This is a genomic window from Peptostreptococcus anaerobius 653-L, assembly GCF_000178095.1.
GTDB lineage: Bacteria > Bacillota > Clostridia > Peptostreptococcales > Peptostreptococcaceae > Peptostreptococcus > Peptostreptococcus anaerobius.
The window spans coordinates 1-16633 of record NZ_ADJN01000004.1 but is presented as its reverse complement, the minus strand read 5'-3'; the positions used below and the strand labels follow the sequence as shown (position 1 = coordinate 16633).

At 37.9% G+C, this 16633-nt stretch carries 12 protein-coding genes; all 12 read right to left on the bottom strand.

What is annotated here, in order from left to right; translation table 11 throughout:
- Positions 1 to 504 precede the first annotated feature (504 nt).
- The gene (gene pyk, locus HMPREF0631_RS00445; protein ID WP_002842617.1) at positions 505 to 2241 is read right to left on the bottom strand and encodes a pyruvate kinase; all 1737 of its coding nucleotides are present in this window, start codon (positions 2239 to 2241) and stop codon (positions 505 to 507) included.
- 81 nt (positions 2242 to 2322) lie between these two features.
- The gene (gene pfkA / locus HMPREF0631_RS00440) at positions 2323 to 3294 is read right to left on the bottom strand and encodes a 6-phosphofructokinase (protein WP_002842643.1); all 972 of its coding nucleotides are present in this window, start codon (positions 3292 to 3294) and stop codon (positions 2323 to 2325) included.
- 351 nt (positions 3295 to 3645) lie between these two features.
- Positions 3646 to 7227: a DNA polymerase III subunit alpha gene (locus HMPREF0631_RS00435; RefSeq protein WP_002842608.1), complete on the bottom strand. Its 3582-nt coding sequence runs from the start codon at positions 7225 to 7227 to the stop codon at positions 3646 to 3648.
- A 108-nt stretch (positions 7228 to 7335) separates the two neighbouring features.
- A complete protein-coding gene (gene whiA, locus HMPREF0631_RS00430) occupies positions 7336 to 8301 on the bottom strand; it encodes a DNA-binding protein WhiA (RefSeq protein WP_002842614.1) in 966 nt (321 codons plus the stop codon).
- A gap of 4 nt (positions 8302 to 8305) precedes the next feature.
- Positions 8306 to 8719, bottom strand: coding sequence for an NUDIX hydrolase (locus tag HMPREF0631_RS00425; protein ID WP_002842623.1), 414 nt, complete (start codon positions 8717 to 8719; stop codon positions 8306 to 8308).
- A 31-nt stretch (positions 8720 to 8750) separates the two neighbouring features.
- The gene (locus HMPREF0631_RS00420; protein WP_002842642.1) at positions 8751 to 9890 is read right to left on the bottom strand and encodes a gluconeogenesis factor YvcK family protein; all 1140 of its coding nucleotides are present in this window, start codon (positions 9888 to 9890) and stop codon (positions 8751 to 8753) included.
- 11 nt (positions 9891 to 9901) lie between these two features.
- Positions 9902 to 10786 (bottom strand): RNase adapter RapZ, encoded by an 885-nt coding sequence (rapZ, locus tag HMPREF0631_RS00415; protein WP_002842610.1) that lies wholly within the window; start codon positions 10784 to 10786, stop codon positions 9902 to 9904.
- A 13-nt stretch (positions 10787 to 10799) separates the two neighbouring features.
- Positions 10800 to 11537: a PHP domain-containing protein gene (locus HMPREF0631_RS00410; protein ID WP_002842597.1), complete on the bottom strand. Its 738-nt coding sequence runs from the start codon at positions 11535 to 11537 to the stop codon at positions 10800 to 10802.
- A 16-nt stretch (positions 11538 to 11553) separates the two neighbouring features.
- Complete coding sequence (murB, locus tag HMPREF0631_RS00405; protein WP_002842633.1) at positions 11554 to 12474, bottom strand: UDP-N-acetylmuramate dehydrogenase; 921 nt, start codon at positions 12472 to 12474, stop codon at positions 11554 to 11556.
- A 91-nt stretch (positions 12475 to 12565) separates the two neighbouring features.
- On the bottom strand, positions 12566 to 13513 hold the full coding sequence (gene hprK, locus HMPREF0631_RS00400; protein ID WP_002842638.1) for an HPr(Ser) kinase/phosphatase: 948 nt from the start codon (positions 13511 to 13513) through the stop codon (positions 12566 to 12568).
- Positions 13506 to 15329 (bottom strand): excinuclease ABC subunit UvrC, encoded by a 1824-nt coding sequence (gene uvrC, locus HMPREF0631_RS00395; RefSeq protein ID WP_002842635.1) that lies wholly within the window; start codon positions 15327 to 15329, stop codon positions 13506 to 13508. Before uvrC ends, hprK begins: the two co-directional genes overlap by 8 nt.
- Positions 15330 to 15609: 280 nt before the next feature.
- Positions 15610 to 16633 (bottom strand): group II intron reverse transcriptase/maturase (gene ltrA, locus HMPREF0631_RS00390; RefSeq protein ID WP_002842620.1); only part of this gene is annotated, 1024 nt, incomplete at its 5' end.

Sequence of the window (16633 nt, the reverse complement as noted above, 5' to 3'; positions counted from 1 at the left end):
TATATCATATACAATACCATTAATTTATAATAATCTATTTTATTCCTGCACCTATAGCTCAAACTATTCAATTTACCCCGAATGGATTTCACATCAATTACCTATACAGGCTCCCGATAAGGACACACTAAAACTACCTACACAGGCTCACGACAGAGACACACTACACTATACCTACACATGTTCCCGACAGGGACACACTACAACACATCTCTACATAGGCTCCAGACAGAGACATACTAAACCATACCTACACAGGCTCCCGACAGGGATATACTACAACATCTATACACACTACCAATCACCAACACGAAAAAGGGTGCTATGTCTGGTTGAAATAACATAGAGATATTTTTACCATACATCAATGCGAAGAGTCATGGCCAAAAATCCACTGAACGCAGTGAACGATTGGATTTTTAATGACCCAAGCATATGATGTATCAAAAATATCGACCAGTTATAAAACCAGACATAACACCCTTACCTATTATTAACTTTTAACTAAGCCCTAGTAATAGTCCCGATAGCAGTCTCTACCTTAATCACATCACCAGTCTTAACCTTGCTTGTAACACCCTGTACTGACACTACTACAGGTACACCTAGGTTGATACCCGCAATTGCTGCATGAGATGTCATTCCACCAGTCTCAGTTACTACTGCAGAAGCTTTTTCAATATACTTAACCATCTGCTTGTCAGTTCCTACTGTAACTAGGATGTCTCCCTCGTTGAAATCTACTTCTTCACCTGGGTTGACTACTCTTACCTTACCTTCGACAACACCTCTTCCGACACCTACACCTCTTCCGATGAATTCAGTTATTGTAGATACCTTGATAAGATTAGTCTTTCCTGTCTTACCAACTGGAACACCTGCCGTGATAACAACTAGGTCGCCTGCATTTACATAGCCAGCTTCCTGAGTCGCTTCTATAGCTTCGTCAATCACTTCGTCAGTGCTCTTAGATAGTCTATATAATACTGGGTAGGCTCCCCAAGTAAGTGACATTCTTCTCATTACTCTTTCGTCAGCTGTTGCAGCTATGATAGGTGCCTTAGGTCTAAACTTTGACACCATTCTAGTTGTATATCCTGAAGATGTACAAGTTATGATAGCACTAGCTTCTAAGTCTAGAGCTGTTGTACAAGTAGCGTGTGATATAGCATCTGTAACAGTTACTCCGTTTACGCAGTTTGAATATCCTCTAATATTTGAATAATCTAGTGTTTCTTCTGTTCTAATAGCTATTCTGTTCATAGCCTTTACAGCTTCAACTGGGTACTTACCAGCAGCTGTTTCACCTGATAGCATGATAGCATCTGTACCATCATATATAGCGTTGGCAACGTCTGTTACCTCAGCTCTTGTTGGTCTTGGGTTTCTGATCATTGAGTCCATCATCTGTGTAGCTGTTATTACTGGCTTAGCAAGCTCATTACACTTAGATATGATCATCTTCTGAACGATTGGCACCTCTTCACTAGGTATCTCAACACCCATATCTCCTCTTGCTACCATGATACCGTCTGATACCTGGATAATTGCATCTATATTGTCTACACCCTCTTGACTCTCTATCTTTGAGAATATCTGGATGTCAGTTGCTCCCTTTTCTTCTAATATCTTTCTTATTTCAAGTACGTCAGCAGCCTTTCTTACAAATGAAGCAGCTATAAAGTCTATACCCTGTTCGATACCAAACTCTATATCTTCCCTATCCTTTTCAGTAATGGCTGGAAGATTTACTTCTACTCCCGGAAGATTTACACCCTTCTTAGAAGATACCTTACCTGAATTCTCTACTCTTGTAATTATATCCTGTCCTGATATTTCTACAACCTTTAATGATACTAGACCGTCATCTATTAGGATTGTGTCTCCTACCTTTAGGTCCTTAGCCATATCCTTATAAGATACTGTACATCTTTCTCTGTTACCAACACAGTCATCCATTGTAACTACGAACTTGTCGCCTTCAACTAGCTCAATTGGTTCTTCAAAGTCACCTGTCCTTATTTCTGGACCCTTTGTATCTAGTAGGATTGCTACTGGAGCATTTAATTCTTTTCTAATTCTCTTTGTACGGTCCATTCTCTCCTTATGTTCTTCATGTGAACCATGTGAGAAATTGAATCTACATACATTTAATCCATTTAAAATAAGTTCTCTTAGTATATCGTCTGAGTCTGTTGAAGGACCCATTGTACAAACTATCTTTGTCTTCTTGTTTATCATTTACTCCACCCCTTATCACTTACTTATTTTTATATACATATATTAAACAATACTTCTGACCTATGTCTACCACCTAAATTACTATATAGATAGGACCTTGGCCATTTCATATGTTTCTACATCAAATTCCTTTGGTAAAGAAAGTGCTTCCTTGATATCCATATCTATTATTTTGTTATCTCTTATACCTACAACTCTTGCAGTCTTACCTTCTATCAATAGTTCTACTGCCTTGTTCCCCATCTTACTTGCTAGAAGTCTATCAAAAGATGATGGAGATCCACCTCTTTGAACATGTCCAAGAACTGTAACTCTAACGTCTGCATGATCTTTTTCAACTAGGGCATTCTTTAGTCCAATAGCTCCATCAACGAAGTCTCCTGCACCCTCTGCAAGGACTATGATACTATGCTTCTTACCTCTTTTTTGTGTTGTTCTAATTCTCTTTACTATCTCTTCTCTATCTATATGTACCTCAGGTACTACTATAGATTCGGCACCACCTGCAACACCTGCATATAGGGCAAGGTCTCCACAGTTTCTACCCATTACTTCTATTATATTTATTCTTTCATGAGAAGATGATGTATCCCTTATCTTACTTATTGCATCTATTATTGTATTACTTGCTGTGTCAAAACCTATTGTATAATCAGTGTAGGCCAAGTCATTGTCTATTGTACCCGGTATTCCAATAGTTGATACACCCAATTCACTAAGTAGGTTGGCTCCGTTAAATGATCCATCTCCACCTATTACTACTAGGGCCTCTACTCCCTTTTTCTTTAGTATCTTTGCAGCCTTTTCTCTTCCTTCTGCTGTCTTAAATTCATTGCATCTTGAAGATTTCAGTATAGTACCACCCCTCTGGATGATATCACCAACTGATGAAAGGTCCATTTCTATAAATTCTTCTTCTAATAGTCCCTTATATCCTCTTTCTATACCATATACCTTATATCCATAGTATATTGCTGTTCTGACTACTGCTCTGATAGCAGCATTCATACCTGGTGCATCTCCACCACTTGTTAATACGGCTAAACTTTTCATGACTTTCCTCCTAACACGCTTATTTCATTTACCTTCTATAATAAATTAATACACTAATTCGATCTATCTTAGGCTAAAATTTAAATTTAAGACCTATTAAAATTAAATGATCCTTAGGTCGGGTCGTTTATAATCCCAAGTGTACAAATTTTATCCCATAAACTCCAAAAAAAAACTGAAACGTTCTTTTCTTGTATTATACCACAAAATAGACGTTTCAGTTATATTTTTTTTATAATTTTACTGATAGCTTGAATTTTAAAAGCTACTATTTTCAATATATTTAACACACATCAATAGCTTAAACATATAAATCGGGATACTCCTTTGATAAATACTGGTTTTTTGACTTTACTTGATTACTATATTAAATTTTTCTATTATCTCTTCAAGGTCACTTCTTAGTTTATCATCGGCGTAAACACCCATTTCAGACAGTTGGTAGGTCTTTTTCTTATCCCCTATATTTTCATCTTCAGGGAAAATAACCACCTTGTCTAATCCTTGGTGCTTCATTATAACCCTGTAGATAGAATTGATAAGGTCTGTATTTTTCATGCTATTCACCCTGATAAAAAGCTTCTTTCCTGTAGCTTCAAGACTAGGTCTAGCTTCTTTTTTGTATGTGTTTTTCTTAGAACTTGAATATGAGTCTTCAAACTCACTTTCATCTGTTATGTCTTTTATCTGACCAGCGAGGATTGAAACATCTTCATCCTCTCTAATACTCATCCTACCATTTATGAGAACTATACTATCCTCTTTTAATAAGGACTTATATTCTGTGTATGTCTTGGGAAATACAACCACTTCTAGACTACCAAATATATCTTCAATCTCTACAAAGGCCATCATTTCATTTCTCTTTGTAGTCATCAACCTAGATGACACGACTATACCGCCAACTATATGCTCTTGGTCGTTTAGTTCTTGCAGTAATTTAGGATCTTCTTTTAGTTCCTTGATCTTAAAGTTGTTTATAGATGTCCTCCTGGCTAGGATGTCCTCGTATTCAGATAGGGGATGACCTGATATATACATACCCATTACTTCTTTTTCCATGTCCAGAATGATTTTTTGCTTGAACTCATCGTAGTGCTTGATGCTAGTGTTGTCTATTATTCCTAGGTCCTGTCCCTGGTCTGACACCATATCAAACAAGGATATCTGCCCTTCTACATTTCTTTTCTTGTCCCTACTGACACTGTCCAGTATATCTTCAAAAGATAATAATAGGCTAGCCCTTGTCTCTCCAAGTGAATCTAGGGCACCACATTTTATAAGGCTCTCAATCGCCCTCTTGTTGGTAAACCTTGAGTCGAGTCTTTTTATCATATTTACAAAGTCCGTAAATTCTCCGCCTTCTTCTCTTTCCTTTACAATACCGTCAATCACATTGGCTCCAACATTCTTTACTGCCACAAGACCAAATCTTATGTGACCCTTGTCTACTGAAAACATTGAATATGACCTGTTGATATCCGGCGGCAATACCTCTATACCAAGCTTGCTACACTCTCTCATATATTCAACGACCTTGTCTGTGTTGCCTATTACAGAAGTCATCAGAGCCGCCATAAACTCAACTGGATAGTAGGTCTTAAGATAGGCTGTCTCATAGGCAAGCACCCCATAGGCAGCTGCATGAGACTTGTTAAATGCGTACTTTGCAAAGTCTATCATATCGTCAAATATCTGGTTGGCTATATCTTCTGGTACCCCGTTTCTGATGCAGCCAGGTATTTCGATATTTCCCTTATCGTCAAACTTACCATGTATAAAGTACTGTCTCTCTTCTTCCATGACATCCATCTTTTTCTTTGACATGGCACGGCGGACAAGGTCACTTCTACCAAAACTGTAACCTGCAAGCTCTCTAACCACCTGCATAACCTGCTCCTGATATACTAGACAACCATATGTAACCTCCAAGATAGGCCTTAGTTTTTCGTGTAGGTAGGTTGCCTCCTCAGGGTTATTCTTAAAGCTGATATACCTAGGTATGGAATCCATTGGACCCGGTCTAAATAGGGATATACCCGCAACTATATCTTCAAATGAGTCCGGTTTTAACTGCTTCATAAAGTTTCTCATGCCTGAACTTTCCAGCTGGAAGACTCCTAGGGTATTGCCTGACGAAAGCAGCTCATAGACCTTTGGATCATCGTAGTCCATCTTTGAAAAATCTATCTTTTCAGTGTAGCCCCTGTCCTCCCTGTTTATCTCTATAAGGTCTAGGGCATCTCTTATAACTGTAAGGGTTCTTAGACCCAAAAAGTCCATCTTTAGAAGTCCTAGCTCTTCAAGAGTAGTCATTGTAAACTGGGTAGTAATGGAGTCTTGGTTCCTGTAAAGCGGTACATAATCGTGGACTGGTCTTTTTGATATAACCACCCCAGCGGCATGGGTTGAAGCGTGCCTTACCATTCCTTCGAGCTTTCTTGATACATCTATTACTTCCTTTACATCCTGGTCAGACTCATACATTTCCGTCAAGGTAGGATTTTTATCAAAGGCCTTGTCTATTGTCATATTCAGTTCAAAAGGTATCTCCTTGGCAACTGCATCGACCTTATTGTAGGCTATATCAAGTACCCTACCTACGTCTCTTATAGCAAGCTTTGCCCCCATTGTACCAAAGGTTATAATTTGGGCAACGTGGTCTGATCCATACTTTCTCTTGACATATTCTATTACTTCTTCACGCCTCTTATAACAAAAATCTATATCTATATCGGGCATGGTAACTCTTTCAGGGTTTAGGAAACGTTCAAAAAGCAGGTTGTACTTTATAGGGTCTATATCCGTTATCTTAAGGGTATAGGCAACTATAGAACCCGCAGCAGATCCCCTACCAGGTCCGACCATTATATTATTCTCTTTGGCAAAATTTATAAAGTCCCAAACTATCAAGAAGTACTCTATATAGCCCATATTCGCTATAGTATTTATCTCAAATTCAAGTCTGTCTCTTATCTCGTCAGTGATATCTTCATACCTCTCCTCTAGACCCTTTTGGCAAAGATACCTTAGGTAGGACTCCTCTGTATAACCTTCAGGCACCTTGAAGGTAGGTATGTGGTAGTTGTTGAAATCGAACTCAACATTACATCTTTTAGCTATCTCAAGTGTATTATCTATGGCCTCTGGTACAAACTTGAAGAGGCCCTCCATCTCTTCCCTAGACTTTATATAAAACTCATCATTTGGAAACTTCATCCTAGAAGGATCATCAAGGGTCTTTTGCATGGCTATACACATCAAGACATCCTGGATTTTAGAGTCTTCCCTATAGACATAGTGGGCGTCATTTGTAGCTACAAGGGGTATTCCAAGTTCTTTGGATATCTTAATAAGACCTGCATTAACTTCCTTGTCTTCAGCCAGCTTGTGGTCCTGCATCTCTAGGTAAAAATTATCTTTACCAAATATATCCCTGTACTCTACAGCGTAGTTTAATGCATTTTCATAGTTTCTGGCTAGTAAGGCCTTGGCTACTTCCCCATTTAAGCAGGCAGAAAGGCAGATTATACCCTTAGAATACTTCCTCAACTGGTCCTTGTCTGTCCTAGGCTTGTAGTAAAATCCATCTACATATGAGTCTGACACTATCTTTATCAAGTTCTCATAGCCCTCGTTATTTTCAGCTAGCAATATCAGGTGGGAAGAGTACTTGTCCAATACTGAATCCTTCTGGTCAAGAGTCCTAGGTGCTACATATACCTCACACCCTATAATAGGCTTTATACCTTCTTTTTTGCACTTTTTATAGAAGTCTATAGCACCAAACATAGTGCCGTGGTCTGTGATGGCACACGAAGTCATGCCCAGCTCTTTTAGCCTAGGAATCAACCTGTCTAACCTTGAAAATCCATCAAGTAGGCTATATTCTGTATGAACGTGTAGGTGACAAAAATCTTTATTTTCCTCCATGATAATCCTCCTTTCCTATTTTATAAATAAAAATAGCTGATTACCAAATTCTGATAAGTATCAGATATGGTTCTCAGCCTAATAATAATGGATGACATAAGTATCAGCCTAAAATAAATCTTCTGGTGAGACTTGGTCTCTATACCTGTCAGCTATTTTTTCAATTTTTTTAAATCTGTGGTTGACACCAGACTTGCCAAGCGGTGGATTCAACATCTCTCCTAGTTCCTTAAGGCTTATATCTTCATTTTCTAGCCTCAATAGGGCTATCTCCTGAAGGTTGTCTGGCAGTTTTTTTATTCCTATAGTCTTTTGTATTATAAGTATATTCTCAACCTGCTTGACTGCTGCATCAACTGTCTTTGATAGGTTGGCTGTCTCACAATTGACTATCCTATTTACGTTGTTTCTCATCTCTTTCATTATCTTTATATTTTGTAGTGACAACATAGCCTTATGAGCACCTATAAAAGTCAAAAGGTCTGAGATCTGTTCGCTCTCTTTTAAGTATACTACATAGTAGTTCTTTCTAGTCACTATCTTACTAGAAAATCCCATGGAATTGATCATATCACTCAGCTCAAATGCATAGTCTTCACTGTTTGATACAAACTCCATATGGTAGTTCTTTTCAGGATCATTTATTGAGCCACCACCCAAAAATGCCCCCCTGAGATAGGCATATGCTTCATCAGGTTCTGAAACTATCCTCGACGATATCTCATTTTTAGGGAAGAATGTCCTTTCATTGTCTATTATGCCAAGATCAACTAGTAGTTTACCCGCCCCCATCTCTGGTGTAATCGTCAAAACATAGCTATTTGTTTTTTTTAACATTTGATTTTTGTTTACTGTGATCGATGTATTTATATTGTAGGAGTCTTTTAGAATCTTAAATACCTTTCTAGCTATAGCATTTAGTTCTGTTGTAATCTTTAGGCTCAACTGCATATTACCAGCCAGTTGTATGGATCCTGACATCCTAACTATTGCCGATAGCTCTGCCCTATCCAGCCTAAAGTCCTCATTTTTTATCCTAGTCAGTTCACTTTTTGCATCTGTTGAAAAAGACATCTTCTTACTTCCTCTTTATTTCCTTTAAGGCTACCTTTATGATCTCTTTTTCATCATCATATCTTGCCATATCTACAACCCTGTCTACATGGACAAACTTGGCTTCTACAAATCCCTCTTCTCTCTGAGGTTGTGTATCCATGTTCTTAGTATGCATTAGATACCAATATACCATCTTGTGGACTGACTTTGTCTGGTCCCAATTTTCCTTGTATGTGTAGTGAATTTCTCCTAGATATTTGTCGATGCTAGCCTTTACACCGGTCTCTTCCTTTACCTCTCTCAAGGCTGTCTCTTCATGGGTCTCTCCTGGCTCTACCTTGCCCTTTGGAAGTACCCAATCACCATTATATTTTTTAAGTAGCAAAATAGCATTTCCTACTAAGACGACTCCTCCTGCGCTTACCTCTTCTCTCATCATACCACTCCTTAAATCAAACGTTAAAATACTAATTCCTTATCTCATTACATATATCTATAACGACCTTTGACACAAGTTCAGAGTCATGTCTTATATAGCCGCTTTTTATCTCTATCAATTTTTCTTCCCTAAGGCTTATGTTAAAGCTCTTTATCTTCTCCCTTTGAATATGGTCAAGCACAACCATCTGAGCCCCATCCTTGGCATACCTTTCGAATACACCCATAGGAAGTTCCTCATTATTGACTATAACATAATCTATAAAGTTGACACCAGCATGCATTATAAGGGCCCTTATATGGTCTACTACGTCCATATTGTCGGTTTCTCCTGGCTGGGTCATTATATTACATAGGTAAATAACCGGAGCCTTAGATGTAGAAAGTGCATCTACTACCCCCTCCACCAAAAGGTTTGGAAGAATGCTAGTATATAAACTTCCCGGACCTATCACTATTGCATCCGCTGACTTGATAGATGAAATCACCTCATCAAGTGGCTTGGCCTTTTTATTGTCTAGGGATATTTTTTTTATCTTGGAGTTATATCTTTTTGATTCCTTGGGAATCACAGACTCACCCACAATTATCTCACCATTTTCCAATTCAGCAACTAGGTTAATATCATCTAGGCTGACTGGAAGTACTCTTCCTGTTATTGCAAATATCTGACTCATCCTGTATACAGCATTTTCAAAGTTGCCATACAAGCCTGTCATCGCTGCCAAAAATAGGTTGCCAAAACTCTGCCCCCTAAGAGCCCCTTCCTTGAACCTATACTGCATTACTTCACTCATGGTTGGCTCTATATTGGCAAGGGCAAGTAGGCAGTTTCTTATATCACCCGGTGGCAACATTCCAAGATCTTCCCTAAGAGCTCCGGAACCACCACCGTCATCTGCTACTGTTACTATAGCTGTAATATTCTTAGTCAGGTGCTTAAGGCCCCTCAAAAATACTGACTGACCAGTACCACCACCTATTACAACTATTTTCTTATCCTTCTTAGACCCTTCTATATCTTCTATCTTCCTCATATTCTGTACTACTGTGTTCTTGTATAGGTTAAAAAACTTATACAAGACTATAACTGTAGCCAAAAAAGCAACCATAGAAAATACAGTAAGTACAAAGAGGATAGATTCCATTTTAGTTAATCCCTCTATCATATTGATTTCTCCTAGTCAAGCTTGGCATCTCTATGCTTTTTAACAGCCCTATAACCATTTGAATTAAGAAAATCATATGTAAGATTGGCTATAGTAACAGACCTGTGTCTACCGCCTGTACAACCTATAGCTATTACTAGGTGCTGCTTACCTTCTTCTATATACTGAGGTATCAAGAAGTTAAACATATCGAATAATCTATCCAAAAACTCATGACTAACATCAGAATCCATAACATAGTCCCTAACTTCTTGATAATCGCCAGTTTTTTCTCTTAATTCTTGAACGTAATAAGGATTTGGCAAGAATCTAACATCAAATACCAAGTCGGCATCGATTGGTATACCATATTTAAATCCAAAAGATACTACTGATATTGTTATATTAGGACTTTCAAGCCCATCACCCTCATCATACATACTAGCTATCTCAGCCTTCAAGTCCTTTGGCTTCATATTAGATGTATCTATTATCATATTAGACAGCTTCTTAAGGGGCTCCATGATTGACCTTTCCTTCTTGATACCATCTGGTATCTGTGAATTACTGGCCAAAGGATGGTTTCTCCTAGTCATCTTGTATCTTTTGACAAGGACTTCATCATCACAATCCAGATAGATCATATCATACTTGTAGTTTGCTGTTCCCAACTGGTCAAGTGCTGAGTTTAATTCTTCAAAAAACTCCCTACCCCTGATATCTATTCCAAGAGCAACCTTGTCCATATTAGACTTTGACTTGTCCTCTCCAGTATTAGAATGGAAAAACAACTCAGCAAAATTAAAAATTAGAGCTGGTGGTAGGTTATCCACACAGTAAAATCCCATATCTTCTAGAGCCTTCATAGCTGAACTCTTACCAGATCCGGATAAACCAGTTACAATTACAAATTTCATACCAACACCCCCATTATTTTTCTATATTTTCTATCCTGTCTTCATTAATTCCCGCTTCTTTGACTATCTGCATGGCTAGATCAAACCTTCCAACTGTGTCCGGTGCGTGTGCATCAGACCCAATATAGAATTTGACATCCATATCTTTAATCTGCCTTATCATGTCAGCACTTAGCCTGTCGTGATATCCATTTATCTCAAGACCTGTGCCTGTTTCTACAGCTACCTTAGCAACCCTTTCTATATCTATCCTACCCTTGTCACCAGGATGGGATATGTATAACAAGTTATTCTTCTTCATGGCATTTATAACTGACCTAGTATTGTATTCTTTTGAGAAAAAACCATTTGTCAAAAGATTGTCCGCATGATGAAGCAAATTCTTAAATGATGTAGGCTTTGATCCATAGTGGTAGCCAGCCAACATATAGTCAAATATATGAATTAGGTCTGGATCCATATCAATCCTTCCCTTGTCATCCAATATATTACACTCCATACCCATCAATATATTTATCTCAGGATATTTTTCATTTAGGCGGTCTATTTCAGCCCTCTCTTTTAGGGCATTTTCCTTTGATAGGCCATAAAAATTATGTCTAAATCCATGTTCGGATATACCTATAGTCTTGATGCCCTTGGCTATTGCAGCCTTGACGTTCTCTTCTATTGTACCCTTTGCATGTAGCCTATTTTCATTGTTACCACAACTATATCTCGTATGAGTGTGGTAGTCTCCTAATATCTTCATGTTTTACCTCCAGATACTATTCTTCATCTTCTCCAAGTATCTTGACTTCTTCTTCTAAGCGAACACCAAAACATTCAAATACTCTTTCCTTTACATGGTCTATAAGGTTAATTATGTCTTTGGCACTTGCCTTGTCATAGTTGATTATAAAACCTGAATGCTTTGAAGATACTTGAGCTCCACCCATTTGGTATCCCTTTAGGTCTGAATCCTGTATTAGCTTGCCTGCAAAATACCCTTCTGGTCTCTTGAAAGTTGAACCAGCACTAGGGTATTCAAGAGGCTGTTTTGAAGTTCTCTTAAGTCTCAAGTCATCCATTATCTCTTTTATATCTTCATAGATACCCTTTTGAAGCTTAATCCTTGCTGATAGGGCTATGTGCTTTGTATCGGATAGTCTACTATGTCTGTATGAAAATGCCATCTCTTCGTTTGAATACTCTTTTATATTTCCATCTTCATCCATTATCCTTACAGATTCGACTATATTCTTCATCTCTCCACCGTATGCACCTGCATTCATGGCAAGGGCACCACCAAGAGTACCCGGTATACCTGAAGCAAATTCAAAGCCTGTAAGACTAGCCTCCATCGCCTTTTTACCTATAATAGACAGCAGGGCACCTGCCTGTACTGTCATTGTTTCTTCTTCTATTTTATAGTCACTGAAATTGTCTGCTATTTCAATTACTAGTCCTCTAAATCCACCATCTTTTATCAATATATTAGAGCCGTTGCCCTTTATTATGAACGGAATATTATTTTCTTTTGCTATTTTAAATACTTTCTGTATTTCCTCCTCTGTCCTTGGTCTAACAAGTATATCTGCTGGACCTCCTACCTTGAAGGAAATGTGATTATGCATGGGTTCATCTACCATAATCTCACTTTTGTCTAATTCATTTTTCAAGAGTTCAAAAGTCAATTGTTTATCCATAACTACCTCCTTCTAGAAATTTATATATTTCACGCCACCTTATATAATATCTAATCTAGTGAAAAATAACAATAGTTTTGATAATTTTATTCTATTTATTTTTATTTATTTGTTTATTTTTCTCTATTTCATTCATCAGCTTGTCAGAAAATTCTAGGGCTGCATCATCCCCCATTTCCCTCTGTCTATAGTTCATGGCGGCTACTTCTAGAACCATGGCTGTATTTCTACCCGGCTTGACAGGAACTATCAATTTTTCAACCCTTACCCCTAATATCTCTTCATACTCCCTATCTAGACCTAGCCTGTCATAGAATTTGTCTGGATTCCAATTTTCTAGATAAACTAAAATATCAACTTTTTTGGTAGGCTTGACAGCTCGTGCTCCGTATAGTTTTTTGACATCTATTATACCTATTCCTCTTATTTCAAGGTAGTGCCTTAGGATCTCTGGTGCAGATGCAGACAAGAATCCATCATCTATACGTCTTATCTCTACTGCATCGTCAGCCACTAGCCTATTTCCGTTTTGGACTAGCTCAAGAGCAGTTTCCGACTTACCTATACTAGACTCTCCCCTGATCAAGACCCCTACTCCATTTATGTCTACCATAACACCGTGTATTGTCTCAAATGGAGCCATCTTGTCTTCAAGATAAGATGATAGCTTGTTGATAAACCTAGTAGTAGTGCTTTCAGTAGAGCAGACTATTATATCTGATGCCTTGGCAAATTTACTAAAATCCTCCCTAAGTTCCATACCCCTAGTAACAATAATAATAGGTATATCATAAGAAAAATATTCTCCCAAGGCCTTTTCCCTGTGCTCTGTTGAAAAACTACCGAAAAATGTGTACTCTGTTTTTCCTATTACCTGGATTCTCTCTGGAGTAAAGTAGTCAAAATAACCGGCAAGTTGTATACCCGGCCTATTGACTTCCTTTTCTGTTATATATATTTCTTTTGCCGCTTCTAGTTTGCCTGTTAATACCTTTAGTCCCAAATCTTCAATCAAATTCTTTACTGTTACTTTAACCATTGTATTCCCCTTTTTCTAAAATATTTACTATATCCTCTGCTATCTTCTTACTTATACCGTCAACTTCCATTATCTCATCTATACTTGCAGACCTTATCTTGTCTATATCCTTAAACTTGCTTATCAAGGCCAACTTCCTCTTAGGTCCAATACCTGGAACATCATCAAGAATGGATTTGGTAAGCTTCTTATCTCTCAGACTCCTATGGTAGGATATGGAATACCCATGTACTTCTTCCTGAATACCATATACAAACCTGTATAAGCTAGAAGTCCTATCTAGTTCTATTGTCTTGTCTGAATTTATAAGCCCCTTGGTCCTATGTCTATCATCCTTATACATGCCCCAAAGAGGTATCTCTAGGCCATTGTCTTTTAGCACCCTTTTTACTGCTGACACCTGTCCCTTACCACCATCCAGTAGTATGAGGTCTGGTAGCTTGCCATGTTTCAATCTCCTGTCTAAGACCTCTGCCATAGAAGCATAGTCATCAGGTCCCTCAACAGTCTTAATCTTGAACCTTCTGTATTCTTTTTTGTCCTTGATGCCATCTGTGTAGACAACCATGGTACCTATAGAATCGACACCCTGTATATTTGAAATATCGTAGGCCTCTATCCTGTGTAGATCACTCTCTATATCTAGGACTGCCTTTAGCTCATCAAGGGCTCCAAGGCTCTTTTGATACTTTTTCTTCTTCAAGTCGTCAAACTTAACAAGATATTCATCTGCATTCTTCCTAACCATAAGAACAAGGGCTCTTTTTTCTCCCTTTTTAGGTACCTTGATTGAAACATTTGACCCCCTCTTAGAAGACAACATTTGGGCTATTATTTCTTGGTCAAATATCTCTTCTTCAACTATCAGCTCCTTGGGTACATATTCCTGTGACATATAAAACTGCTTTACAAAAGATCCCAGTATTTCGGACCTGTCGTTGTCCTTTATGCCATCTAGCATAAATCTTTCCCTACCTGAAATCTTGCCATTCCTGATAAAGAATATCTGGACACAGGCTTCTTGGTCAAAGTTTGCCATGGCAATTACATCCTGATCATTATCACTCTGTAGCTTACTGATTTTCTGCTTTTGGGCAACCTCGTTTAGGCTGTTGATCTTGTCCCTGTATATGGCAGCATTTTCAAAATCAAGGTCCATAGCTGCCTTTTTCATCTTGTCTTCAAACATAGTTACAAGTTTTTCTTCCTTGCCCTGGAGAAACATAATTATCTCATCTATCATCCTCTTGTAATCTTCTTTTATATCATATCCTGTGCAGGGTCCTGTACATTTTTTTATATGGTAGTTTAGGCATGGCCTCATACCAGTTCTAATAGCCCTATCTATATCTATGTTACAGGTCCTAATCGGGTAAATATCCCTTATGAGGTCTAGAACATCATTTACTGCGGATACATTTGTGTAAGGTCCAAAATACTTAGCCTTATCCTTTAATATCTTCCTCACCTTCAAAACCCTAGGAAAGTCCTCATTCACTGTAACCTTTATATAAGGATAAGTCTTATCATCCTTTAGAAGTATATTGTACTTGGGCTTATACTTTTTAATTAGGTTACACTCAAGTATAAGAGCTTCTACCTCTGAGTCAGTGATTATGTATTCAAAGCTATCAATATTTTTAACCATGGAAACGACTTTTTTAGAATGGTTCCTAGATGATTGAAAGTACTGCCTTACCCTGTTCTTTAGGGATACAGCCTTCCCTACATATATTATATTATTGTCCCTGTCCTTCATCAGGTAAACACCCGGGCTGGCTGGTAGTTTCTTTAAATGACCCTCTATATCGAACACCTGATCACCTCCTCGCTATATTGCTTTTCCGTTTATATTTCCATACTGCCCTTATCTTTTTTATTTATATTATTATTCATTATAGTTTCCTAATTTTAAATTTAATATATACTGAGATATATGCTATTATCATATCCCATATTTATTATATCATGATACTATAAAAACCTTAACTTTACTACTACTTATATACCCAAAAATCAATATAAAATATAATCGAGTAGGGAGGACTTTCTCCTCCCTCTCACACCACCGTACGTGCCGTTCGGCATACGGCGGTTCAATTCATGTAATAATCTAAACAACTAATGAGTCCTCGCTTTGCGAGGATTTCTTTTGTTATCTTGCGAAGTCCGGCTGTTTTTGCTACCGCCTGATAATGGTCTGCAAATCCTACAGATTGTCTCGCCATCCACTCTGGTACACCAAGCTTCCTTAGTCCCCACATCCTTTTCTTACTAGTTTTCCATTGCTTCCATATAACTATCCTCATACGATTACGAAGATGTTTGTCTATTTTAGTCATATTTTGTTTCATCTTACCTATCCTAAAATAGTTTATCCATCCTCTTATCACCTGATTTAGTCTCAGTATCCTGTAGTCCATAGGCACTGACCACGAACGATATGTTAGTTTCTTGAGCTTTCTCTTGAATCTGTTTATTGAATCTTTATGTGGTCTGGCTTCCCATTTTCCATTCATTTTCACAAAGCCAAATCCTAGGTATTTGAGCCTTGTTGGTTTTGTGACTTTTGATTTAGTAGCATTCACCTTGAGACTTAGTTTTCTTTCTATCCAAGATGTAATTGAGTGCATAACTCTATTTGCAGCTGCACTGCTTGCAACGGTTATTATACAGTCATCTGCATATCTAACAAAGTGCAAGCCTCGTGCTTCTAACTCTTTGTCTAATTCATTGAGCATTATGTTACTAAGCAAAGGAGATAAGTTACCTCCTTGCGGAGTTCCTATAGTGGTTTCTTCATATTTCCCTTTTACCATTACTCCTGCTCTTAGATACTTAGTTACAAGAGATATTACATCTGGGTCTTTCACCGTTTTGCCTACTAGGTACATAAGCTTGTCCTGTGGTACGTTATCAAAGAACTTTTCTAGGTCGATGTCTACTATGTATGTGTATCCATCATTTAGATATTCTAGTAGCTCTAATATTGCTTGCTGTGCTCTTCTACCTGGTCTAAATCCATAACTATGTTCACTAAACTGTGGCTCAAACATTGGTGTTAGAATTTGGGCAATTGCTTGTTCTATGATTCTGTCTACTACTGTTGGAATTCCAAGG